Here is a 23,050-nt window from a genome sequence, read left to right as displayed (position 1 = left end):
GTTCCCTCAGCCCTGAGGGAGAGGGTTAGGGTGCGGGCATCAGCCCGCACAGTCCTTAAGCAGGCATCGCCTCGCGCGGAATAATCGCTCCGCGATACTGAATCACCGTGCTGGCCGTCAAATGACCGCGCTGCGCCGCCGCTTCCGGCGTCCCCCCCGTCAGACGTACCGCCAGATACCCCGCGCTGAAAGAATCTCCCGCCGCCGTGGTATCGATTACCTTCTCTTTCGCCAGCTTCACCGCCGGCACCTCTGTCACGGCTTCACCTGCAACCGCCACCAGGCAAGACTCCGCCCCGCGCTTGATCACCACTTCGCTGACCCCGGCAGCCTGCGTCCGGGCAATGACCTCATCAACCGGTTTTTCGCCCCACAGAGCATCTTCATCATCCAGCGTCAGGAAGGCGATATCGGTGCATTCGAGCATCTGCTGGTAGACCTGCTGCGTCTCTTCGCGGCTGGCCCACAAACGCGGACGGTAGTTGTTATCGAAAATCACCTTACCGCCATTGGCACGGCATTCGCGCAGCAGTGACAGCAGCTTTTCACGGCTCTCCTGGCTCAGGATCGCCAGGCTGATCCCGCTCAGGTAGAGGTAATCGAAGGTCGCCAGTTCTTCGCAAATGGCAGCGGCGGCCTCGCTTTCCAGCCAGAATTTGGCGGCCGCTTCATTACGCCAGTAATAGAAGGTGCGCTCGCCGGTGCTGTCGGTTTCGATGTAGTACAAACCCGGCAGGCGGTTTTCCATTCGCTGGATCAGCGAGGTCCCAACGTTTTCACCCTGCCAGGCTTCCAGCATCTGCTGGCTGAAGCTGTCCGTTCCCAGCGCGGTAACGTAGCTCACGCTCAGCGCGTCGGGGGCGACCTGACGGGCAATGTAAACGGAGGTGTTCAATGTATCGCCACCAAAACCGCGGCTGACTTCCGCGCCTTTCTGGGACAGCTCAATCATGCATTCGCCAATCACGGCAATTTTTTTAGACATAGTCGTGAACCTGAACAAAGAAATTAAGGGTAGTGTGCGCTGTGTGTTTTTTATGGTCAACTATATTAAAACGACGTTCCATTATTTTTTTTGAGCCAGCGCGTATTCCGGCATATTTCTGTCATCTTAATTTCATTTTCCCGGTGAATTGAACATAAAGTTCTCACCTGGCGGGCCGATAACTCAGTGACGAGTCCAGAAAGGCTATCCCATACAACAGGACATCCGAAATGAAGTCAGAGCAGGTTATCCAGCGGCTGAGCACTACGCCTGAGGCAAGTATTGAGAACTTGCAGGAGCATCGCTACTGGCTGCAATGTGAGCGAGCGTACACCTATCAGCCCATCTACCGTACCGATGGTCGGTTAATGGCGATTGAGGTGTTAACGGTCGTCACTCATCCATCGAATCCTTCACAGCGTATTGCACCGGACCGCTATTTTGCGGAGGTTGCCGTGCGTCAGCGTATCGACGTGCTGGAAGAGCAGCTGAGAATGCTGGCGACGAAGCAGGCGTTCTTCGAGCAGCACGGTATTCTGGCGTCGGTGAACGTGGATGGCCCAACCCTGATGGCGTTACGTCAGAACGCGACATTGCAGGCGCTGATTGCCACCTTGCCGTGGATGCGCTTCGAGCTGGTGGAACATGTTCAGCTGCCACAGGACTCCTCGTTTGCCTCGATGTGTGAGTTTGGCCCGCTGTGGCTGGATGATTTCGGTACCGGTATGGCCAACTTCTCCGCCCTGAGCGAAGTGCGTTATGACTACATCAAAGTGGCCCGCGATCTGTTTATCATGCTGCGCCAGACGCCGGAGGGACGGAACCTGTTTACGATGCTCCTGCAACTGATGAACCGCTATTGCCAGGGCGTCATTGTGGAAGGCGTAGAGACGCTGGAGGAGTGGCGCGACGTGCAAAATTCCCCGGCAGCGGCGGCACAGGGTTATTTCCTCTCTCGTCCTGTCCCCATGGATACCCTGGAAAAGGTGATAACCACCCTCTGATCTGCCCGCTTCCCTTTGTCTGAACTATAGTTTTAGAGGCAAGTTCATCAGGAAAGGGGACAACAATGACAAAAACAACCAGGGTGATTTCCTGGACAGCAGGGATTTTCTTGTTGCTGATCGTGGTCTTAATCATCATTATCGCCACGTTTGACTGGAACCGGCTCAAACCGACCATCAACCAGAAAGTCTCAACCGAGCTAAACCGCCCCTTCGCAATACGTGGCGATTTGGGTGTCGTGTGGGAGCGCCAGAAAGAGGAAACCGGCTGGCGAAGCTGGGTGCCATGGCCGCACGTTCACGCCGACGACATCATTCTCGGCAACCCGCCGGACATCCCCGAAGTGACCATGATCCACCTGCCGCGCGTGGAAGCCACGCTGGCGCCGTTAGCCCTGTTAACCAAAACGGTGTATCTGCCGTGGATCAAACTTCAGCAGCCCGACGCGCGGCTAATTCGCCTGTCAGAGAAAAACAACAACTGGACGTTCGATCTCGCCAGCAGCGGCGATAAAGATCAGAATGCGCAGCCCTCTTCGTGGTCTTTCCGCCTCGACAATATTCTGTTCGATCGGGGGAGGATCGCTATTGACGATAAGGTGAGTAAGGCTGACGTGGAGATCCTCGTCGATCCGCTGGGCAAGCCGCTGCCGTTTAGCGAAGTGACGGGCAGTAAAGCCAAAGGCGATGACAGCAAAGCGGGCGATTACGTCTTCGGCCTGACGGCGAAAGGGCGCTACAACGGCCAGCCGCTGACCGGTAAAGGCAAAATCGGCGGCATGCTGGCGCTCAGGAGTGAGGGCACGCCGTTCCCGGTGCAGGCGGATTTCCGCTCGGGCAACACCCGCGTGGCGTTCGTGGGCACGGTTAACGACCCGATGAACATGGGCGGCGTCGACCTCCAGCTTAAGTTTGCCGGGGATTCGCTGGGTGAACTGTACGATTTGACCGGCGTGCTGCTGCCGGATACCCCGCCGTTTGAAACGGACGGGCACCTGGTTGCCAAAATCAACACCGAAAAATCGTCCGTCTTTGACTACCGGAATTTTAACGGGCGCATCGGCGACAGCGATATCCACGGCACGCTGACCTACACCACCGGTAAACCGCGCCCGAAACTGGAGGGGGACGTTGAATCCCGCCAGCTGCGTCTGGCCGATCTTGGTCCGCTGATTGGCGTAGATTCGGGCAAAGGCACGAAGTCTAAAGAGGTTAAAAAGGACGTTCAGCCTGCGGGTAAAGTGCTGCCTTATGACCGCTTCGAAACCGACAAATGGGACGTGATGGATGCGGATGTACGCTTCAAAGGACGTAAAATTGAGCATGGCAGCACGCTGCCGCTGAGCAACCTCTCGACCCATATCATCCTGAAAAACGCCGACCTGCGCCTGCAACCGCTGAAGTTTGGCATGGCCGGGGGAACCATCTCATCGAATATCCACCTGGAGGGGGATAAAAAGCCAATGCCGGGAAGGGCGGAGATCCAGGCGCGTCGGCTGAAGCTGAAAGAGCTGATGCCGGACGTGGAGCTGATGCAGAAAACCCTCGGTGAGATGAACGGCGACGCGGATATTCGCGGCACGGGTAACTCGGTAGCGGCGCTGCTGGGTAGCGGAAACGGCAACCTGAAGCTGCTGATGAACGACGGGCTGGTGAGCCGTAACCTGATGGAGATCCTGGGGCTGAACGTCGGGAACTTTATCATCGGGCAAATCTTCGGTGACGACGAAGTACGCGTTAACTGCGCGGCGGCAAATCTGGATCTGGTCAACGGCGTGGCGCGTCCGCAGATCTTCGCCTTCGACACGGAAAACGCGGTTATCAACGTCACCGGTACCGCCAGCATGGCGTCCGAGCAGCTGGATTTAACCATCGATCCGGAAAGTAAAGGCATTCGTATCATTACCCTGCGCTCGCCGCTGTACGTTCGCGGAACCTTCAAAGATCCGCAGGCGGGCGTGAAGGCCGGGCCGTTGATTGCGCGTGGTGCGGTCGCCGCCGCGCTCGCTACGCTGGTCACTCCTGCGGCGGCGCTGCTGGCGTTGATTTCGCCGTCGGAAGGCGAAGCGAATCAGTGTCGGACGATTTTGTCGCAGATGAAGAAGTAGTCCCGTTTCTCCCTCTCCCTGTGGGGAGAGGGGGCTCCAGTAATTTGAAAGCAAAAGCTATAACGTTGCCTCAGAATAACTGAGGGCTTTCAGCGATGCCTCGGTCCGGCTGTAAATCGCTGAGGCGTTTCCTGTAGGCCGGGGCGAGGCGCAGGGATGCGCCGAGAGGGCGGGCTTTACAGGGATGTTACCTCCGCCCGTCCCCGATAAGCCGGAAGGAATAAGCCGAAGGCACCGCGAAGCGGCGATTTTCCGCCGGAAGCCCGGGTCGCCAGGGTGGTGGCGACTGAGCCACCCTGGCACGTTCACCGCTCATGTCGTGACAGAGTAGCAAGGAACATAAAGTGAACGGAATGACCACCTGAGCCGTATGTTCCCCCTCACCCCAGCCCTCTCCCTCAAGGGAGAGGGGGCCGTCTGTGCAGGCATTATTTTGTGGGGAGCCCTCAGCCCTGTGGGTGAGGGCTGAATCGTAGGCCGGGTAAGGCGTAGCCGCCACCCGGCATTCACTTACAGCGCCTGATGCTTCGTCTCGTGCGTCAGCAGCAGCGCAATCAGCGTCAGCGCTGCCATTGCCGCCAGATAGACACCCACATAGAACAGGCCATAGTTCGCCTGAAGCCATGTGGCGATATACGGAGCCACCGAGGCGCCCAGAATCGACGAAACGTTATAGGAGAACGACGCGCCGGTGTAACGCACTTCAGTCGGGAACAGCTCCGGCAGCAGCGCGCCCATTGGGCCAAAAGTCAGCCCCATCAGGCTCAGGCCAATCAGCAGATACGCCATCACCAGCGCAGGGCTACCTGAACCCAGCAGCGGCGGGAAGACAAACAGCGCGAACAGAATAATCAGCGAGGTGATGACGATCATGCTTGAACGACGGCCAAATTTATCCGCCAGCAGGCCCGCGATGGGCACCATCACACCAAATCCGATGACCGCCATCATCAGCATCCACAGCACTTCGTTACGCGGCAGGCCCAGGCCGACCGGCGCGGCGGCGGTACTGAAGGTCATGGAGTAAACGGTCATGATGTAGAACAGCGTGTAGGTTGCCAGCATGATGAACGTGCCCAGCACGGTCACGCGGAGGTGTTTGGTCAGCAGCGTCCCCAGCGGAACTTTAACCTGCTTTTTCGCCGCGGCGACTTTAGCGAAGACCGGCGTCTCGTGCAGCGACACGCGAACGTACAGGCCAATCAGCACCAGCACGGCAGAGAAGACGAATGGAATACGCCAGCCCCAGTTCATGAACTGTTCATCAGTCAGCAGCCAGGAGAGGAGCAGGAAGGTGCCGTTAGCGAAGAAGAACCCAATCGGTGCGCCCAGCTGCGGGAAAGAGCCATACAGGGCTCGTTTGCGCGCCGGGGCGTTTTCGGTCGCCAGCAGTGCCGCGCCGCCCCATTCCCCGCCCAGCCCCAGACCCTGCCCAAAGCGCGCCAGCGCCAGCAGCACAGGCGCCAGAATGCCAATAGTTTCATAGGTCGGCAGCAGGCCGATGGCGACGGTGGAGATCCCCATCGTCAGCAGCGAGGCAACCAGCGTCACTTTACGGCCGACGCGATCGCCAAAATGCCCAAAGACCGCTGAACCAATCGGACGCGCAACGAAGGCGATAGCAAAGGTGGCTAAAGACTGTAGCGTGGCTGCCGTCGGGTCGCCCTGAGGGAAGAAAATATGCGGAAAGACAATGACCGCAGCGGTGGCGTAAATATAAAAGTCGAAGAACTCAATGGCGGTGCCAATCAGCGATGCGACGACGACTTTATTGCGCGAGTTGACCGGAACGTGTTCCGCCCCTTCGTTAAGTGTGGTGGCTGTTGCTTGCATAATATTTTCTTATTTTTGGACGAACGAAGGGCCATATTAGGCATAGCAAAAGCGACATTTCAATCTGTAACAAAGGCGTGGTGTGGTCATAAAAGCAACAAAAAGCGGATAATTTTCAGACCAGCGAAAACACTTCCATGAAATGCTTCACACTTTTTAAATATCAGTCATTAAAACTGGTTTTGCGTTAAATAAAAAGTTACGACCTGGATTTATATGCTGAAATGGCGGATCGGGCTGAAATATCAGCCCGACATGATATCAGCGGTGGGTTTTACCCGGCATGCGCGGGTCATCTTTATACTCTGCCGTGGCGATCCACGCGGCGCAGAACAGCGTCAGGCGAGCGAAGAAATAGAAGAAAGCCATCAGCCCCAGCACCGAACCAAAGGCCGCGCCGGAGGGAGACTTCACCAGCGACGGCAGCGTATAGGTCATCACAATCTTGATCACCTCAAAACCAATGGCGGCAATCAATGTCCCGCGCATCAGCGCCTTCTTGCGCGGACGATGGCGGGGCAAACGCCAGAAGATCCAGAAGAACAGAAGGTAGTTAGCAAAGATAGAAATGGCCAGCCCAATGCCGCGCCAGGCCGGTTTCAGCCATTCAATGTAATCCAGGTACAGCGCGGAGATAATCATCTGCTGCGCGGAACCGGCGACCGAGGTGATGGAGAGCGTAATGACCAGCGCCACCAGCAGCCCAATCAGCGAAATAAAGTCGCGCAGATACTTCACCCATATCTTCTCCTGATCCTGCGGTCTACGCTCCCAGACGTCACGCGACTGGGCGCGAATAGCCTCACGCAGGTTGCCCATCCAGTTCACCCCGGAATAGAGCGCAATCAGCAACCCGACGATACCCACGGTGGTACGCTGCTGCACGGCGGTGTTGATGGTGCTTTTGAGCGTTGCGGCGAGCGTCTGGTCGCTGACGTTGGTCAGGATCTTATTGAAGATGTCCTGCAACAGCGTCGGGTGAGACGCCAGCACAAAACCGGCGGCGGCAAATGACACCATCAGGATGGGGATCATCGACAGGAACGAGAAATAGGTAATCGCCGCGCCAAACTGATTTCCCATGCGGTCGTTAAAGCGCTCAGCGGCGCGTATCAGGTGAGCAATCGCGGGTATCTGCTGAATTTTTTCGGCTATGCCGGTCACGGTGCCCAGCGCTTTACTGGCCGTTCCAGGCTCTTTCGGCGCTTCAGGTTCGTTATCCATCTTTTTGATGGGTTCATAATCTAAATGTTGAGTCGGTCGTTGCGGGTTATTTTCCGGCGTCACGCGCATTTTCCTTTTCGTTGAGCTGGATGTTACTGAATTATAGCTTGTGACTAGTCGACGTAACCTTTTGTGAGTTCGGTAAGCCACTCCATAAACACATGCACCCGGCGGGAGAGGTTACGGCGGTGGGGATAAATGAGGGAGACGGGCATCGGTTCAGCCCGGTATTGCGGCAGGATCTCAACGAGTTTTTTCGTGCGCAGGACATCACGTACCCCGACGCGCGGAACCTGAATAATGCCAAGCCCGGCGATACAGGCGGCCTGGTAGGTTTCCGTGCTGTTAACCGTCAATACGCCTCCCGTTTTTACCCACTGGGTCGCGCTGCCGTTGTAATACTCAAAACCCTGCGGACGCGTGCCCAGCGTGGCGGAGTAGTGGATGAGGGCATGCGAAGCCAAATCGTCCAGCGTCTCAGGGTAGCCGAATCGCGTCAGATAATCCGGGCTGGCGCAGTTAATCACCGAGAGTTTCCCAAGCGGGCGGGCGATAAGCCCGGAGTCCTTTAAGTTTCCCACGCGAACCACGCAGTCAAATCCTTCGCGGATGACATCGACCAGACGATCGCTGCTACTCAGCTCCAGCTCAATGCCGGGAAACTGTTGTAAAAATGCAGGCAGTTTCGGAATGACTACATTTCGCGCAATGGCAACGGGCATATCCACACGTAGCCGACCGCTGATGGTTGAAGGGTCGTGCAGGAACATGCCGTCCAGTTCGTCCAGATTCATCAGCAGATCTTTAGCGCGCTCGTAATAAACCATGCCGTCCTGCGTCAGGCTGACGCGGCGGGTAGTGCGGTGCAGCAGCTGCGTGCCCAGTGCGTTTTCCAGTGCCTGGATCTGTCGCGATACGCTCCCCTTCGGCAGGCTTAGCGTCTCCGCCGCGCGGGAAAAACTTTCCAGTTCCGCGACCCGAAGGAAAAGCTGCATTGCGTGTATTTTATCCATAGATGTGGGTCATTGTTGTTATGAATGAAACAGTGAAGCGCTGACGGCACTATTTATTGATTTTCTACCATCTAATAAGCTCTTTCTCAATCTTCATCACAGCCGAAACGAGGTGAATTATGAGTGAACGTATTGCTTTAGTGACGGGCGGTAGCCGCGGCCTGGGGAAAAATGCCGTTTTGAAGCTGGCCGCGGAAGGGACAGGCATCATCCTGACCTGGAACAACAGCCAGCAGGAGGCGCAGGAAGTTGTGCGCGAAATCGAGGGAACAGGTGGAAAAGCGGCAGCATTGCAGCTTAACGTCGGCGATACGGTAAGCTTTTCGCGCTTTGCTCAGCAGGTGAAGGATACCCTCAAACACATCTGGCAACGTGACACCTTTGACTATTTAGTGAACAACGCAGGTACAGGGTTATACGCACCCTATACCGAGACGACGGAAGCGCAATTTGATGATGCGCTGAACATTCACTTCAAAGGGCCGTTTTTCCTCACGCAACAGCTGCTGCCGCTCATAAAAGACGGAGGGCGGATCCTGAACGTCTCCAGCGGACTGGCCCGTTTTACTCAGCCCGGTTCAGGCACCTACGCGGCAATGAAAGGGGCGATGGAAGTGCTGACCCGCTATCAGGCAAAAGAGCTTGGTGCGCGCGGAATTTCCGTCAATATCATCGCGCCCGGCGCGATTGAAACCGACTTTGGGGGCGGACGCGTGCGGGATAATGCGGAGCTTAACCAGCTGCTGGCCTCGCAGACAGCGCTGGGACGCGTGGGCCTGCCCGATGATATTGGTGACGCCATTGCGGCGTTGCTCAGTGACAAACTGGGCTGGATGAATGCGCAACGTATTGAAGTTTCAGGCGGTATGTTCCTGTAATGTTCAGTCTTAAGGGGGAGGGAACCCTCTTAAGGAAATCCTTAAAACAGGTATGTCTAAATGCTGGAAGATATAAAGAGAGCTGGGTGATTTGTAACCTCTCCATTCATTGAGTTTTTTCTTAAAAAATGCCTCTGTAGAATCCCCCTTCGCTATTCTCAGAGGAGTAAAACGATGCGAGTAATCATGTTTGACAGGCAGTCATTATTTATTCATGGAGCGATGTACAGTTTGCAGAAGTTAATTCCGAAAATAGAGATGACAGGGGCTCGTCAGACTGATGAATTATGGGCGCAATTATCCGCGTCACCCTCCGCTATCGTCATGATAGATGGGTATTTAATTCGTGATAATGGTGTGGCTTTACTGGAAGAGATTATGGATCGTTTTCCAGCGTCGCGCGTGGTGTTGGTGTTAACGAAAAAAGAGCGACGTTGGGTTGAGCAAATGTTTCAGCGCAACGTGGTGGCGATAATTCCCCGCAATGCGAATCCCGAACGCTTTTCCGCAGTGCTGGATTCCGTATCGCGTGGAATGGTCTGTTTTCCCGGCGAGTGGCTGAAGCAGCACTCCTCTCAGGATGAACTGGCAGTGTTAAGCGAGCGCCAGCGTGAGGTATTGAAGTTACTGGCGGCCGGAGAGTCCAATAAAGAGATTGGTCGTAATCTCAACATCAGTGCGGCAACGGTAAAAGCCCATCTTGAGACGCTTTTCCGGCGTCTTGATGTCAAAAACCGGACGCAGGCCGCGATGTACTACACCCGGGCGACGGCCTGAAGGATCTTCTCAGGCAGAGGGGACTCTTCCCCAAAACTGAAGAGGGTTAATATCAGGGCGTCATGCTGCTGTTGGGTTAATGGGCGTTTGTTCATTTCCCGCAGTAGCGCCTCACATAATTGAATATCATTAAAAAGCAAATTCTCCGCCTCAATCGGCGTGATGAGACTGTTAAATTTTTCCCACTGGCGAATCACGTGACCATAACCAATAACCCATATACCCTTTTCGTCACGGTATTTCTCCAGGGAAAGACCCTGTTGTTTTTTAATTAATGCGATTGCAGCAGAAGATATCTGCATTGCATAACCCGTCATAAGCGTTTCCTCTTAGTGGCGCGACTATAGAGGAAACGCCTCCGGGGAAATATCCGCCAAATGGCTGTTGATCAGGTTTAACTGAACGGAAATTCCTTTTTCAGTAAACCGAATAGCCAGTCGTTATGCCATTGCCCTGAAAGGAAATAACTCTCACGCAACTCACCTTCCAGTTGAAAACCTGTTTTTTCCAGCAGTCGCCTTGAGGCGATATTTCCCGCCGTCACGGTGGCGGTGAGCCGACGGATATTACCCTGAGTCAGCGCGAAATCACACACAGCCCGCAGAGATTCAAAGCCGTAACCTTTCCCCTGCGCAGAGGGCGCAAAGAGAAAACCGACTTCAGCACAATCTGCTTCCCGGTGCACATAGCCGGTTACGCCCAGCGGCGTCTGGCTGGCCGTCTCACGCACCACAAGGCAGAGCCAGTGCGAGCTGCCCGGCATCCACGGCAACAGACGAGACTCAAAGGCTTCCCGAATGTCCGCCTCGCTACGCGCAGGGGCGACAAAACGCATCACCTCAGGATTTTGCTGTAGCGACAGAAAAAAGGGCCAGTCTTGCTCTTGCAGCGGCGAGCAGGTGAGACGCGCGGTGGTTAAGGTGGGCATGACGATCCTCCGGAGGCATTGCAAATGATTATAAGGTTGTCACTTTATTTCAACAGAAAGTCAGGTATGTTTAACCTCATATAAATAAAAAGAAAAACGACTTTTAATGCCGCTTTAGCGGTACTCATTGTCTCTCAAGGAAAACAATGATGATTAGCTCATCGCATCATACCCGCGAACAGTTTGAACACTGTCTGGCAGCGATCCGTCAGGCGTCTGTTGAAATTTTACTTCTGTTGAATGTACATGTTTCTGAAGGAAAAGATCCACGCTGGTTTCTGGAGCAACTGGATAGCGCCCGCCTGGGGCTGGGCGGGTGGGGCGCCGTAGCCAGGAAGCTGAATCTGAATGATGCGGAAATGACGGCCTTTACGCTGCAATTACGCTTGCTTCAGCAGCGTGTTCCCCAGTATGAAAGCGGGCAGGATGTCAGCGAAAATCAGCTGATTGCGGCGATGCGCTTCGTCACCTCCCTTGAATATCTGCGTCTGCAACAGCCCCTCCTGACCTACGAAACCGGGAGGGTGCCAGAGAAGGAGAGCCAGCTTCAGGCGCAGAAACAGGTGCGTGCCATTGAGCTGATGATTAAAGGGCTGATACAGCAGGCGTGGCCCGATCCGGTGCGGCTGAATAATCATCTTAAGACCTTGTTTAACGCTGAACGCGTGCGTCGCTGGCTGAAAAACGGTGAGATTAATGATGTTCTGAGCGGCATGTTGTTCAGCGAACTGGCCCAGCTGCTGGTGGATAAAAAAGAATTTAGCCGCTACTACGCGCCGCTGTTTAACGCTCCGGACATGCTGACGCTGCTGGTAGAGCCCCGCAAAACCCTGCAAACCTTCCTCGAAGATATTCGACAAATCCGCAACAGCATCACCGTGCAGCAGCCGTTAAGCGGGGCGCAAATCCAGCTGCTCGACTGCTATTACACGCAGATCACCCGCTCCGTTCAGCGCGCGTTTGAGGAAGGGCGGACACGCGTTAACCCGGCGGCGCTGATGGCGGTGGACGAAAGCGAGCTGCACGCGTTCTGGGAAAAGGCGCAAAAAATGGACCGCACCACAGGCGGCGATCTTTTTGAAGTGCGCGACAGTATAGAAAAACCGACTCAGCGCGCCGCGCGTACGCCAGAGCAGCGCGAACAGCTGATTTCCGGCGTGCTGTGGGGAGCGGTTGGCGTGATGGTTATCGCGATTGTCGTGGGGGGATTCTGGCTGGTGACCAGCAGTAAACCGCAGCCGGCTGTGGCCAGTACGGCATCTCCCGCGCAGGTGCAGGAAATGCGCGAAACGCCTTCCTCACGCGAGACGTTAACCCGCATGGGTGTTACCTGGGATGAGAATAATTTCCGCTCGGCCATCAATCGCAATGACACCCGCGTGGCGCTCCTGTTTTTGCAGGGCGGGATGGACTGGAAAATGTCATGGACGGAGGAGGCGTTGTCGGCAGGCTACGACGATGTACTGGAAGTAATGTTGCGCTACCGCCTGCAAATGACAGAGCAAAAGCCCTGCCGACGCTTTATTAATACGCTTAGCCATGCGATGGCGAACGGCGAATCGCTGACGCCTATGCGTAAGCAGTACCTGGAAGCATTCTGTACCGTTCCCGCGGTGGTGAAACGCCAGCAGCACGACGCCGATATGGCAACGCGCCGCGCGAAGACGCAGCCCGATGCCAGCACAAAAAAATGGCAGTCCATCCAGACTGCCATTTATGAGGTGATCCGCTGATTATTTTTCCCCCTCACTCTGCCCCTCAGGGGAGAGGGGCAGGGTGAGGGGTGAGGCTCAGGGCTCCCCATACAGCCCAATCAACCGCCGCACCACGCCATTCGTCCAGCCGAAGCCATCCTGCAACGGATACTCACCCCCGCCACCTTCGCGTGGCGTGCTGCTGGCGATGTGGTACTTCTCAATCAGCTTATGATGGGTTTTGTAGTAATGGTTCACCGTGTGCAGCCAGCTCCAGGCGATCTCATCTCCCAGCGAGTCGTTGCCGTACTGCTTGAACCCCTGGATCGCCATCCACTGGAGCGGCGCCCAGCCGTTCGGCTTATCCCACTGCTCCCCGGTTTCATATTCGGTGGCGAGAATACCGCCCGGCGTGAGCAGACGGGCTTTAACGGCATCGGACAGCCGTTCAGCCTGCTCATGCGTCGCCATGCCCACATAGAGCGGCACAATGCTGGCCGCAGAGAACAGCGCCAGGGCTTCACGCCGCCAGTCGTAATCACGATAACAGCCGTTCTCTTCGTCCCACAGATAGCGGTTCACCGCCGCGCGCCGGTCGCTGGCTTTCTGGCGGAACAGATCAGCCGTCTCTTTATCCCCTTTCGACGCGGAGATATTGGCGATAGCGCTCTCCAGTTTGAACAGGAATGCGTTCAAATCAATGGGGATAAATTGTGTCGTGCGGATGCTGGCCAGCCGCGCAGGATCGCGCAGCCAGCGGGATGAGTAATCCCATCCTGAGGCTGCCCCGGCGCGCAGGTCGCGATACACCTCGTTCGGCGGACGACCGGAATGACGGGCGGTTTCCACATCCTCAATCCACGATTCATCTCGCGGCGTGTCGCGATCGTCCCAGTAGCGGTTGAGCAATGAGCCATCCGGCATGCGTACCGCACTGCGATAGGCCTGATTGAGCAGCAGCGATTCCGCCCCGTCCATCCAGAAGGCGTACTCCATCTTAAGATGCTCAAGATAGCGCTTCGCCCCGCGCACGCCGTCCTCTTCAAACAGCTCCACCATCAGGGCAAAAACGGGCGGCTGGGAGCGGCTGAGATAGTAGGTACGGTTGCCGTTCGGGATATGGCCGTAGCGCTCAATCAGCCAGGCGAAGTTATCGGCCATACATTTCAGCAGATCGTTACGACCGCTTTCAGCAAGCCCCAGCATGGAGAAGTAAGAGTCCCAGTAGTAGGTCTCACTGAATCGCCCACCGGGCACAATATAGGCCTGAGGCAGCGCCAGCAGCGACGACCAAGGGATGTGATCCTGCGGCTCGCGCGTCAGCACCGGCCACAGATTATCAATATGTTCTTTCAGGGACAGGCCGGGGTCAGAGACGTACTCTTTGCTGTAGTCCTCCGGCAGCCAGAAGTGATTCTCCACAAAGCGCGCCAGGTCAAAATCACGGTGACGACGCACCTTGCGATAGCGGATCAAAATATCCAGCGGATCCATCTTCGGCGCGCAGTCGGGAAAGGTTTTGCTGTCCGCAAACAGCCGCGACGACTGGACGTGTTCAAACAGTTCAAGGTAGCGGTCTGCGGGCGTAAGGGCATCGGACGCCGGCAGCCCTTCAATCATTTCCGGTTCCGGCTCTGCCTCGATCATCTCATCCAGTTTTAACTCACAGGGATCGGTTTCGTAGCGCAGCTCTTCTGCAATCTCGAACTCGATATCCTCGGCAGTCTGTAGTTTCTGGTTGAACATGGTGTTCAGGACCTCCGGTTTTTGTCGTAACCAATACGGGTTTTTCCCGGCTATCTTTAAAGCGTAGACATTCGCTTCGGTTAATGCGGTGCGAAGTGTGCGGTAGATCACGCTTTCAAAATGGATTTAAACACGCTGAAAATCAGATATCCCTTTGATTATGAAATTATTAAATCAGAATCTTTGGAAACAGAGCAGGAATAAAATTCAGAGCATTCGGTATTCTGCATATAAGCACGGATTAATGTGCCTGACGCGCATCGCCCTGAAGGCTGTTGGCGGTTTGACTGGCTTTCTGGCTGGCGCCTTCGCTTTTATCCATCGCCTTGCTGGCTGCTTTTTCCGCATGGGCGGCGCTGTACGCAGCCAGATGGGAAATCACGATGGCGTAAATGCTCATTAACGACACCCACAGAATGCTGTTTTTCCACCACAGCAGGGTAGGAATAGTCAGTATCGCCCAAACCAGCGCGAGAACAAGGTGCATTTTGGCCATCAGTTTTGCGGTGATCTTTACGTGCATTTTCATATCTCTAATCTTTTTCCGTAGTAACAGGCGAACGCGTAGCGCTTTCTAAGATTAGTTAATTCCACCGCGGGTATCGGGTTATTTTGTTACCGTTTGTACACCCGTTGGGTTTACCCGCCAAAGGCATAAAAAAACCGGCCAGCTGGCCGGTTTTGTTGCGGATCAGACGGATCAGCGCATAGTCACAAACTCTTCCGCCGCAGTCGGGTGGATCGCCACGGTGTTATCGAAGTCTTTCTTCGTTGCGCCCATCTTCAGCGCCACCGCGAAGCCTTGCAGGATCTCGTCCATGCCGAAGCCAATGCCGTGGATGCCAACGATCTTCTCTTCCGGGCCCACGCAGACCAGCTTCATGCGGCACGGCTGACGGTGCGAGGTGACCGCGGTATACATCGCGGTAAACGCCGATTTATACACTTTCACCTGGTCATCGCCGTACTGCTCACGCGCCTGCGGCTCGGTTAAGCCGACGGTACCGATTGGCGGGTGGCTGAAGACCACGGTCGGGATGTTGCTGTAGTCCAGATGTTCGTCCGGCTTGTTATTAAACAGACGCTCGGAAAGACGACGTCCCGCCGCCACGGCAACCGGCGTCAGCTCTACGGCGCCGGTGTTATCACCGACGGCATAAATGCCCGGTACGCTGGTGTTCTGGAACTTATCAACGACAATGTAGCCTTTTTCATTGGTTTTCACCCCGGTTGCGGCCAGGTTGAAGTTGTCGGTGGCCGGTTCACGACCAATCGCCCAGATCAGGCAATCAACGGTCTGGCTGCGGCCATCTTCCAGCTCCAGAGTCAGGCTACCGTCCGCATTTTTCACCACCGCTTTTGGCACGGCGTTGGTGTGCAGGGTTGGGCCTTCGGCGTTCATCACCTCGACCAGCGTGTCGACGATCAGCGGGTCAAAGCTGCGCAGCGGCGCGTGTTTACGCACGAACAGGTGCGCTTCCGCTCCCAGGCCGTTAATCACGCCGGCCAGCTCAACCGCGATGTAACCTGCGCCCACAATGGCCACGCGTTCTGGCAGAGCAGGCAGCTCGAAGAAACCGTCGGAGTCGATACCGTATTCCGCGCCCGGAATGTTCGGGTGGCTCGGACGGCCGCCGGTGGCGATCAGGATGTGATCGGCGGTGATCGTCTCGCCGTTCACTTCGATCGTCTTCGCATCCACGAAACGGGCGAAGCCGCGGATCACGTCGACGTTATTCTTGCCCAGCACGTTATCGTACGAGGTGTGAATACGGTCGATGTAGGCGGTACGGCTGGCGATCAGTTTATCCCAGTCGAAGTGGTTGATGGTGGTGTCAAAGCCGTAGTCCGGGCCATACATATGGATAGCTTCACGGATTTGCGCGGCATGCCACATCACTTTCTTCGGTACACAACCCACGTTCACGCAGGTGCCGCCGAGTTCTTTGGCTTCAATCAGCGCACACTTCTGGCCGTACATGGCCGCACGGTTGATGGAGGCGATGCCGCCGCTGCCGCCGCCGATTGCGATGTAGTCATAATGCTTAGTCATAGCGTTGTCCTTAATCGTGAATTGCCGCGATTGTATACCTGAAATCAATAGTTTCCACCGATGGCTGCGATTACTCCGGCACGATCCAGCTCACGGTGGCGTGACCCGTACCGGCTGGCACCAGCGTTTTGTGCAGCCACGGCAGCACGTTGTTCATCTGTGCTTCGAGCTTCCACGGCGGGTTAATGACGATCATGCCGGACGCGGTCATGCCGCGCTGGTCGCTGTCAGGGCGCACCGCCAGCTCAATTTGCAGGATTTTACGAATGCCGGTCGCTTCGAGGTCTTTGATCATGCGTTTAATTTGCGCGCGCAGCACTACCGGATACCACAGGGCATAGGTGCCGGTCGCAAAGCGTTTGTAACCTTCGTTAATGCCGGTCACCACCGCCTGATAGTCGGTTTTGATTTCGTACGGCGGGTCGATCAGCACCAGGCCGCGACGGGAAACCGGCGGCAGTTTGGCTTTCAGCTGCTGGTAGCCATCGGCTTTGTCCACGCGGGCGCGGTTATCTTTCTGAAACTCAGAACGCAGCAGCGGGAAGTCGCTCGGGTGCAGCTCTGTCAGCTGAAGGCTGTCCTGCTCACGCAGCAGCTGGCGGGCAATCAGTGGTGAACCCGGGTAGTAACGCAGTTGGCCGTTGCGGTTGAAGTGATTCACCACGCCAATGTACGGCTCCAGCTCGGCAGGCAGATCGTCCTGCTGCCAGATACGCGCAATCCCTTCCAGATATTCACCGGTACGCTCGGCATGCTCGCCGCTCAGCTGATAACGGCCCGCGCCCGCGTGGGTGTCCAGATAAAGGAACGGTTTATCCTTTTCTTTAAGCGATTCGATGATCAGGCTCTGAACGGTATGTTTGAGGACGTCGGCGTGGTTGCCTGCGTGGAAGCTGTGGCGATAACTGAGCATGGGTAATGATATTCCGCTGAATTGACGATTTGCCACAGTTTACAGCAGAACGGCACAGATTACCCGCAGGCCCGGTAAGCGCAGCGCCAACGGGCGTTTTTCGACAACCTTCGGCATTGAAATCCTCTACACTTAACCCCATTACTGAAAACAATATGCACAGCGCCGGATGCGCGCTTCATTCATCTATTTCAACAGGACAGCGTTTATGACCAATCCATTACTGACGCCTTTTTCGTTGCCACCGTTTTCTAAAATCCTCCCTGAGCATGTGGTTCCGGCCGTTACCCAGTCGCTGAACAACTGCCGTGCGGCGGTAGAAAGCGTGGTCGCGCAGGGCGCGCCGTACACCTGGGAAAATCTGTGTCAGCCGCTGGCCGAAGTGGACGACGTGCTGGGGCGTATTTTCTCCCCGGTGAGTCACCTGAACTCGGTGAAAAACAGCCCGGAGCTGCGTGAAGCCTACGAACAGACCCTGCCGCTGCTCTCTGAGTACAGCACCTGGGTCGGTCAGCATGAGGGGCTCTACAAAGCCTACCGCGACCTGCGCGACGGCGACCACTATGCCGAACTGAACACGGCGCAGAAAAAATCGGTCGATAACGCCCTGCGTGATTTCGAACTGTCCGGGATTGGCCTGCCAAAAGAAAAACAGGTTCGCTACGGCGAAATCGCCGCGCGCCTGTCCGAGCTGGGCAACCAGTACAGCAACAACGTCCTCGACGCCACCATGGGCTGGACGAAGCTGATTACCGATGAATCTGAACTGGCGGGTATGCCGGAAAGCGCGCTGGCGGCGGCAAAAGCCCAGGCCGAAGCGAAAGAGCAGGAAGGCTTCCTGTTAACGCTGGATATCCCAAGCTATCTGCCGGTGATGACCTACTGCGACAACCAGGCCCTGCGCGAAGAGATGTACCGCGCCTACAGCACCCGCGCCTCCGATCAGGGGCCGAATGCCGGTAAGTGGGATAACAGCCCGGTGATGGCGGAGATCCTCGCCCTGCGCCACGAACTGGCACAGCTGCTGGGCTTCGACAGCTATGCCGATAAATCCCTTGCCACCAAAATGGCCGAGAACCCACAGCAGGTGCTCGACTTCCTGACCGATCTGGCGAAACGCGCCCGTCCTCAGGGTGAAAAAGAACTGGCTCAGCTGCGCGCCTTTGCGAAAGTGGAGTTCGGCGTGGACGAGCTTCAGCCGTGGGATATCGCGTACTACAGCGAAAAACAGAAACAGCACCTCTACAGCATCAGCGACGAACAGCTGCGTCCGTACTTCCCGGAAAACAAAGCCGTTAACGGCCTGTTCGAGGTGGTGAAACGCATCTACGGCATTACCGCGAAAGAGCGTACCGACATCGACGTCTGGCATCCGGACGTGCGCTTCTTCGAGCTGTATGACGAGAAAAACGAGCTGCGCGGCAGCTTCTATCTGGATCTTTACGCGCGTGAAAACAAACGTGGCGGGGCGTGGATGGACGACTGCGTGGGCCAGATGCGTAAAGCGGATGGTTCCCTGCAAAAACCGGTCGCCTACCTGACCTGTAACTTCAACCGCCCGGTGAGCGGCAAACCTGCGCTGTTTACCCACGATGAAGTGATCACCCTGTTCCACGAGTTCGGTCACGGCCTGCACCACATGCTGACCCGCATCGAAACCGCTGGCGTCGCCGGTATCAGCGGTGTGCCATGGGATGCGGTCGAGCTGCCAAGCCAGTTTATGGAAAACTGGTGCTGGGAGCCGGACGCGCTGGCATTTATCTCCGGCCATTACGAAACGGGCGAACCGCTGCCGAAAGAACTGCTGGATAAAATGCTGGCGGCGAAAAACTACCAGGCGGCGATGTTCATCCTGCGTCAGCTGGAGTTCGGCCTGTTCGACTTCCGCCTGCACGCCGAGTTCAGCCCGGAGCAGGGGGCGAAAATCCTCGAAACCCTGGCTGAGATTAAAAAGCAGGTCGCGGTTATTCCAGGCCCTACCTGGGGACGCTTCCCGCACGCGTTCAGCCATATCTTCGCAGGCGGGTACGCCGCAGGCTACTACAGCTACCTATGGGCCGACGTGCTGGCGGCAGATGCCTTCTCGCGCTTCGAAGAAGAGGGGATTTTCAACCGCGAAACCGGTCAGTCGTTCCTTGATAACATCCTGACGCGCGGCGGTTCAGAAGAGCCTATGGAGCTGTTCAAACGCTTCCGTGGCCGCGAGCCGCAGCTGGATGCGATGCTGGAGCATTACGGAATCAAAGGCTGATTGCTACGTGAAGATCTGCTTAGTAGATGAAACAGGCGCCGGGGACGGCGCCTTATCTGTTCTGGCGGCCCGCTGGGGGCTGGAACATGATGAAGACAACCTGATGGCGCTGGTGATGACGCCGGAACATCTGGAGCTGCGCAAGCTCGATGAGCCAAAGCTTGGCGGGATTTTTGTCGATTTTGTCGGCGGCGCGATGGCGCACCGGCGTAAGTTTGGCGGCGGTCGCGGTGAAGCGGTGGCCAAAGCGGTCGGCATTAAAGGCAGCTATCTGCCGGACGTGGTGGATGCCACGGCGGGGCTGGGGCGCGATGCCTTTGTGCTGGCGTCTGTCGGCTGTCGGGTGCGGATGCTGGAGCGTAATCCAGTTGTCGCCGCGCTGCTCGACGACGGGTTGACGCGGGGCTACGCGGACCCGGAAATCGGCCCGTGGTTACAGGAACGTTTGCAACTTATTCATGCCTCCAGCCTGACGGCGCTGACCGATATCACCCCGCGCCCGCAGGTGGTCTATCTCGACCCCATGTTCCCGCATAAGCAGAAAAGCGCGCTGGTGAAGAAAGAGATGCGGGTGTTTCAGTCTCTGGTGGGGCCAGATTTAGATGCCGATGGCCTGCTGGAGCCGGCTCGTCAGCTGGCGACGAAGCGGGTGGTGGTGAAGCGGCCGGACTATGCGCCGCCGCTGGCGGACGTTGCGACCACTAACGCGGTGACCACGAAAGGGCATCGGTTTGATATTTATTCGGGAACGCCAGAATAGTGCGGGCTGATGCCCTCACCCTAACCCTCTCCCACAGGGAGAGGGAACAAACATTAAAAACGGCAACCGTGTTGCCGTTTTGCTTTTACCTTGTAGGCCCGGTAAGCGTTAGCGCCACCGGGCTTTTTTGCACTTACTCGTCTTCTTCGTCACGCAGTGGAACAATCAGCATATCCACGTGTACGGTGTTAATCAGCTGGCGCGCGGAAGACATCAGCTTGCTCCAGAAGTCCTGGTGATGACCGCATACCACCAGGTCCATATCGTATTTCTTAATCGCATCAACCAGCACCTGGCCCAGATCGCCGCTACCGCTTAAGGTTTCAGTGATTGGATAGCCCGCGTTGGTAGAAAGCTCGCTCAGCGCGTGGTGAGTCTCTTCGGAGATGCGTTTCTGCATATCGCCGAGATTCACGTCGATCAGACCGGTGTAGAGGTCGGAGTAATTCACATCAACGTGAATCAGCGAAACTTTCGCGTTGTAGGGACGTGCCATGGATACTGCTTTATCAACCAGCACTTTACTCTCCGGGGAGAGGTCTACCGCGATGAGAATGTGTTTGTAAGCCATAGTGTTACTCCTTCCTTAAGTTATCGATGACTAAATGGGAAAGCCGTCGTCTGATGCTTTCATTACGGCCCAGTTAAACATATTTTTCAAGCTTTGGTGTTGATAACGATTAACCTTGTGGCAAAAAAATTAACGGATCTCCTACACTATTTAATGAGCCGTTCGGATATTAAAACGCGAACCGGATCGACTTTTGGTCATTCTTTCACTGAACTGTCTGTCAGGGCATTGGGGTGCGGTAGCTCAGGAGCCTTGCTTCGTGGGCGGACGCCGGGGAGGATGTATGATTAGCACCGTCGCATTGTTTTGGGCGTTATGCGTGGTTTGCATAGTGAATATGGCGCGCTACTTCTCATCGTTACGTGCGCTGTTAGTGGTACTTCGTGGTTGCGATCCGTTGCTTTATCAGTATGTGGACGGTGGAGGGTTCTTCACCTCGCACGGACAGCCCAGCAAGCAGATGCGTCTGGTGGGGTATATCTACTACCAACGCTACCGCGATCACCACGATGAAGAGTTTATCCGTCGCTGCGAGCGCCTGCGTCGTCAGTTCATTTTGACCAGCGCCCTGTGTGGTCTGGTTGTGGTGAGTATGATTGCGCTGATGATTTGGCACTGAGCATAAAAAAAGCGGGCCAGTTTCCTGACCCGCTTTTTTGTCGCCTTCAGCCGATTAAATCAGCTTCAGCGAAATCCAGTACAGACCGCCAGACAGCAGGATGGACGCCGGGAGGGTGAACACCCAGGCCATCAGAATGTTGGTCACGGTTTTACGCTGCAAACCGCCGCCGTCAACAATCATGGTACCTGCCACGGACGAAGAGAGTACGTGGGTGGTGGAGACTGGCATACCGGTGTAGCTCGCCAGACCGATAGATACCGCTGCCGTCATCTGCGCGGACATACCCTGCGCATAGGTCATGCCTTTCTTACCGATCTTCTCACCGATGGTGGTCGCCACACGACGCCAGCCAATCATCGTACCGATACCCAGCGCCAGCGCGACCGCCATGATGATCCAGATTGGCGCGTACTCAATGGTGTTGAGCATATCGCCTTTCAGTTTCTTCAGCAGACGTTGGTCGTCAGCATTAACCTCTGGCAGCTTCGCGACTTTATCCGTCACGTCGGAGATACAGAGCATGATGCGACGCAGTTGACCACGCTGTTCAACAGCCAGTTTGTCATAGCTTTCGATATCGGCCAGCATACCTTTCGCACGTTCCAGCGCGTTAATCGCGTTTGCCGGATGGCAATGGAACTCGCCCGGTGCCGTCGTTGCGCCTGACTCCGGAGAAGGAATCAGCTGGTCCACGCCGGTCGCTTTCTTCAGCAAATCAGGATGCTGCTGGAAGTAAGTCTCAACGTTGTTTACCGCATCACGGGTACGGGTGATTTCGTAACCGGAGGCGTTCATGTTAACCACGAAGCCCGCCGGTGCGACGCCAATCAGAACCAGCATCACCAGGCCGATACCTTTCTGACCATCGTTCGCGCCATGAGAGAAGGCGACGCCAATAGCGGAAATGATCAGCGCGATACGCGTCCAGAACGGCGGCTTTTTCTTGCCGTCTTTCTTCTCACGCTCTGCTGGCGTCAGATGGATACGCGCACGTTTTTTCGTGTTGCTCCAGTAGCGACGCAGGATGAAAATCAAGCCACCCGCCACCACCAGACCGACGATAGGGGAGATGATCAGAGAGCCGAAAATACCGAGAACTTTCGGGATATTCAGCGCATCAACGACGGAGGTCCCGGTCATCAGGGCATTGGTTAACCCGATACCGATAATCGCGCCGATGAGGGTGTGAGAGCTGGATGCCGGCAGGCCGAAATACCAGGTACCGAGGTTCCAGATAATCGCAGCAAGCAGCATTGAGAACACCATGGCCAGGCCATGACCGGAACTCACGTTAAGCAGCAGATCCGTTGGCAGCATATGCACAATGGCATACGCAACGCTCAGTCCGCCCAGGAGGACACCAAAAAAGTTAAATACCGCCGCCATCACGACCGCAAGCTGCGATCGCATTGCGCGAGTGTAGATAACCGTTGCTACTGCGTTTGCAGTGTCGTGGAAGCCGTTGATCGCTTCGTAAAACAGCACAAAAACCAGAGCAAGCAATAATAAAAGCCCGGTATGTAAATCCAGGCCGGCAAACAAATGTAGCATAGGACGTTACGCCATTTTGAGGACATGAACGCGGCGCATTATCCAGGACAAATGCGCAACGGGCAAAGTGAAATATAGACTTTTTTTGACATACCACCTGATTTGAGAAATGTGCCTGAAAGGATAATCTTTAAATATC

20 protein-coding genes are annotated in these 23,050 nt (G+C 55.9%); 8 read left to right on the top strand and 12 right to left on the bottom strand.

What is annotated here, in order from left to right:
• Positions 1-55: 55 nt before the first annotated feature.
• Positions 56-985, bottom strand: a complete 930-nt coding sequence (gene kdgK / locus AC4OVU_RS21160; protein WP_017384186.1) for a 2-dehydro-3-deoxygluconokinase — start codon at positions 983-985, stop codon at positions 56-58.
• A 230-nt stretch (positions 986-1,215) separates the two neighbouring features.
• On the opposite strand from kdgK, the gene pdeH reads away from it, so the two are divergent.
• Both pdeH and AC4OVU_RS21150 read left to right on the top strand, forming a co-directional pair.
• Positions 1,216-1,989 carry a cyclic-guanylate-specific phosphodiesterase gene (gene pdeH, locus AC4OVU_RS21155; protein ID WP_015571521.1) on the top strand — a complete coding sequence of 258 codons (774 nt, stop codon included), beginning with the start codon at positions 1,216-1,218 and terminating at the stop codon, positions 1,987-1,989.
• 65 nt (positions 1,990-2,054) lie between these two features.
• The gene (locus AC4OVU_RS21150) at positions 2,055-4,097 is read left to right on the top strand and encodes an AsmA family protein (protein WP_110292651.1); all 2,043 of its coding nucleotides are present in this window, start codon (positions 2,055-2,057) and stop codon (positions 4,095-4,097) included.
• Between the two features lie 510 nt (positions 4,098-4,607).
• On the opposite strand, the gene AC4OVU_RS21145 is transcribed toward AC4OVU_RS21150, so the two are convergent.
• The 3 genes from AC4OVU_RS21145 to AC4OVU_RS21135 form a co-directional block, all read right to left on the bottom strand.
• Entirely contained in the window at positions 4,608-5,930 is a 1,323-nt protein-coding gene (locus AC4OVU_RS21145; RefSeq protein ID WP_015571519.1) for an MFS transporter, read from the bottom strand.
• A 261-nt stretch (positions 5,931-6,191) separates the two neighbouring features.
• On the bottom strand, positions 6,192-7,217 hold the full coding sequence (gene yhjD / locus AC4OVU_RS21140) for an inner membrane protein YhjD (RefSeq protein ID WP_023295574.1): 1,026 nt from the start codon (positions 7,215-7,217) through the stop codon (positions 6,192-6,194).
• 50 nt (positions 7,218-7,267) lie between these two features.
• Entirely contained in the window at positions 7,268-8,167 is a 900-nt protein-coding gene (locus AC4OVU_RS21135) for a LysR family transcriptional regulator (protein ID WP_015571517.1), read from the bottom strand.
• Positions 8,168-8,286: 119 nt separating this feature from the next.
• Between AC4OVU_RS21135 and AC4OVU_RS21130 the strand changes: the two genes are divergently transcribed.
• Positions 8,287-9,045, top strand: coding sequence for an SDR family NAD(P)-dependent oxidoreductase (locus AC4OVU_RS21130; RefSeq protein ID WP_017384183.1), 759 nt, complete (start codon positions 8,287-8,289; stop codon positions 9,043-9,045).
• Positions 9,046-9,219: 174 nt separating this feature from the next.
• Positions 9,220-9,822, top strand: coding sequence for a response regulator transcription factor (locus tag AC4OVU_RS21125; protein WP_017384182.1), 603 nt, complete (start codon positions 9,220-9,222; stop codon positions 9,820-9,822).
• Here the strand turns inward: AC4OVU_RS21125 and AC4OVU_RS21120 are convergent.
• Positions 9,801-10,139, bottom strand: coding sequence for a lysozyme (locus tag AC4OVU_RS21120; RefSeq protein WP_015571514.1), 339 nt, complete (start codon positions 10,137-10,139; stop codon positions 9,801-9,803). The genes AC4OVU_RS21125 and AC4OVU_RS21120 overlap by 22 nt on opposite strands.
• Positions 10,140-10,216: 77 nt before the next feature.
• Positions 10,217-10,750 (bottom strand): GNAT family N-acetyltransferase, encoded by a 534-nt coding sequence (locus AC4OVU_RS21115; protein ID WP_110292750.1) that lies wholly within the window; start codon positions 10,748-10,750, stop codon positions 10,217-10,219.
• 146 nt (positions 10,751-10,896) lie between these two features.
• Here AC4OVU_RS21115 and AC4OVU_RS21110 point away from each other — a divergent pair, with 146 nt between their 5' ends.
• Positions 10,897-12,483 (top strand): STY4199 family HEPN domain-containing protein, encoded by a 1,587-nt coding sequence (locus tag AC4OVU_RS21110; RefSeq protein WP_023304591.1) that lies wholly within the window; start codon positions 10,897-10,899, stop codon positions 12,481-12,483.
• Between the two features lie 57 nt (positions 12,484-12,540).
• On the opposite strand, the gene AC4OVU_RS21105 is transcribed toward AC4OVU_RS21110, so the two are convergent.
• From AC4OVU_RS21105 to AC4OVU_RS21090, 4 genes are all read right to left on the bottom strand, one after another.
• Entirely contained in the window at positions 12,541-14,190 is a 1,650-nt protein-coding gene (locus AC4OVU_RS21105) for an alpha,alpha-trehalase (protein WP_015571511.1), read from the bottom strand.
• Between the two features lie 241 nt (positions 14,191-14,431).
• The gene (locus tag AC4OVU_RS21100; protein WP_032655457.1) at positions 14,432-14,719 is read right to left on the bottom strand and encodes a hypothetical protein; all 288 of its coding nucleotides are present in this window, start codon (positions 14,717-14,719) and stop codon (positions 14,432-14,434) included.
• 171 nt (positions 14,720-14,890) lie between these two features.
• On the bottom strand, positions 14,891-16,243 hold the full coding sequence (gorA, locus tag AC4OVU_RS21095) for a glutathione-disulfide reductase (RefSeq protein ID WP_017384179.1): 1,353 nt from the start codon (positions 16,241-16,243) through the stop codon (positions 14,891-14,893).
• A 70-nt stretch (positions 16,244-16,313) separates the two neighbouring features.
• Positions 16,314-17,156 (bottom strand): 23S rRNA (adenine(2030)-N(6))-methyltransferase RlmJ, encoded by an 843-nt coding sequence (locus tag AC4OVU_RS21090; RefSeq protein ID WP_006808562.1) that lies wholly within the window; start codon positions 17,154-17,156, stop codon positions 16,314-16,316.
• A 208-nt stretch (positions 17,157-17,364) separates the two neighbouring features.
• Here AC4OVU_RS21090 and prlC point away from each other — a divergent pair, with 208 nt between their 5' ends.
• The gene (gene prlC / locus AC4OVU_RS21085) at positions 17,365-19,407 is read left to right on the top strand and encodes an oligopeptidase A (protein ID WP_032649784.1); all 2,043 of its coding nucleotides are present in this window, start codon (positions 17,365-17,367) and stop codon (positions 19,405-19,407) included.
• A gap of 7 nt (positions 19,408-19,414) precedes the next feature.
• Entirely contained in the window at positions 19,415-20,167 is a 753-nt protein-coding gene (gene rsmJ / locus AC4OVU_RS21080; protein ID WP_017693818.1) for a 16S rRNA (guanine(1516)-N(2))-methyltransferase RsmJ, read from the top strand.
• A gap of 133 nt (positions 20,168-20,300) precedes the next feature.
• Here rsmJ and uspA read toward each other — a convergent pair whose 3' ends face one another.
• Positions 20,301-20,738 (bottom strand): universal stress protein UspA, encoded by a 438-nt coding sequence (gene uspA / locus AC4OVU_RS21075; RefSeq protein ID WP_003861223.1) that lies wholly within the window; start codon positions 20,736-20,738, stop codon positions 20,301-20,303.
• Between the two features lie 283 nt (positions 20,739-21,021).
• On the opposite strand from uspA, the gene uspB reads away from it, so the two are divergent.
• Complete coding sequence (gene uspB / locus AC4OVU_RS21070; protein ID WP_003861224.1) at positions 21,022-21,357, top strand: universal stress protein UspB; 336 nt, start codon at positions 21,022-21,024, stop codon at positions 21,355-21,357.
• A 54-nt stretch (positions 21,358-21,411) separates the two neighbouring features.
• Here uspB and pitA read toward each other — a convergent pair whose 3' ends face one another.
• Entirely contained in the window at positions 21,412-22,911 is a 1,500-nt protein-coding gene (gene pitA / locus AC4OVU_RS21065) for an inorganic phosphate transporter PitA (RefSeq protein ID WP_003861225.1), read from the bottom strand.
• Positions 22,912-23,050: the final 139 nt, after the last annotated feature.

Source organism: Enterobacter sp. 6722112, assembly GCF_058661685.1.
Note: the sequence above shows the minus strand (reverse complement) of the source record. Positions and strands in the feature narration are given on the sequence as shown.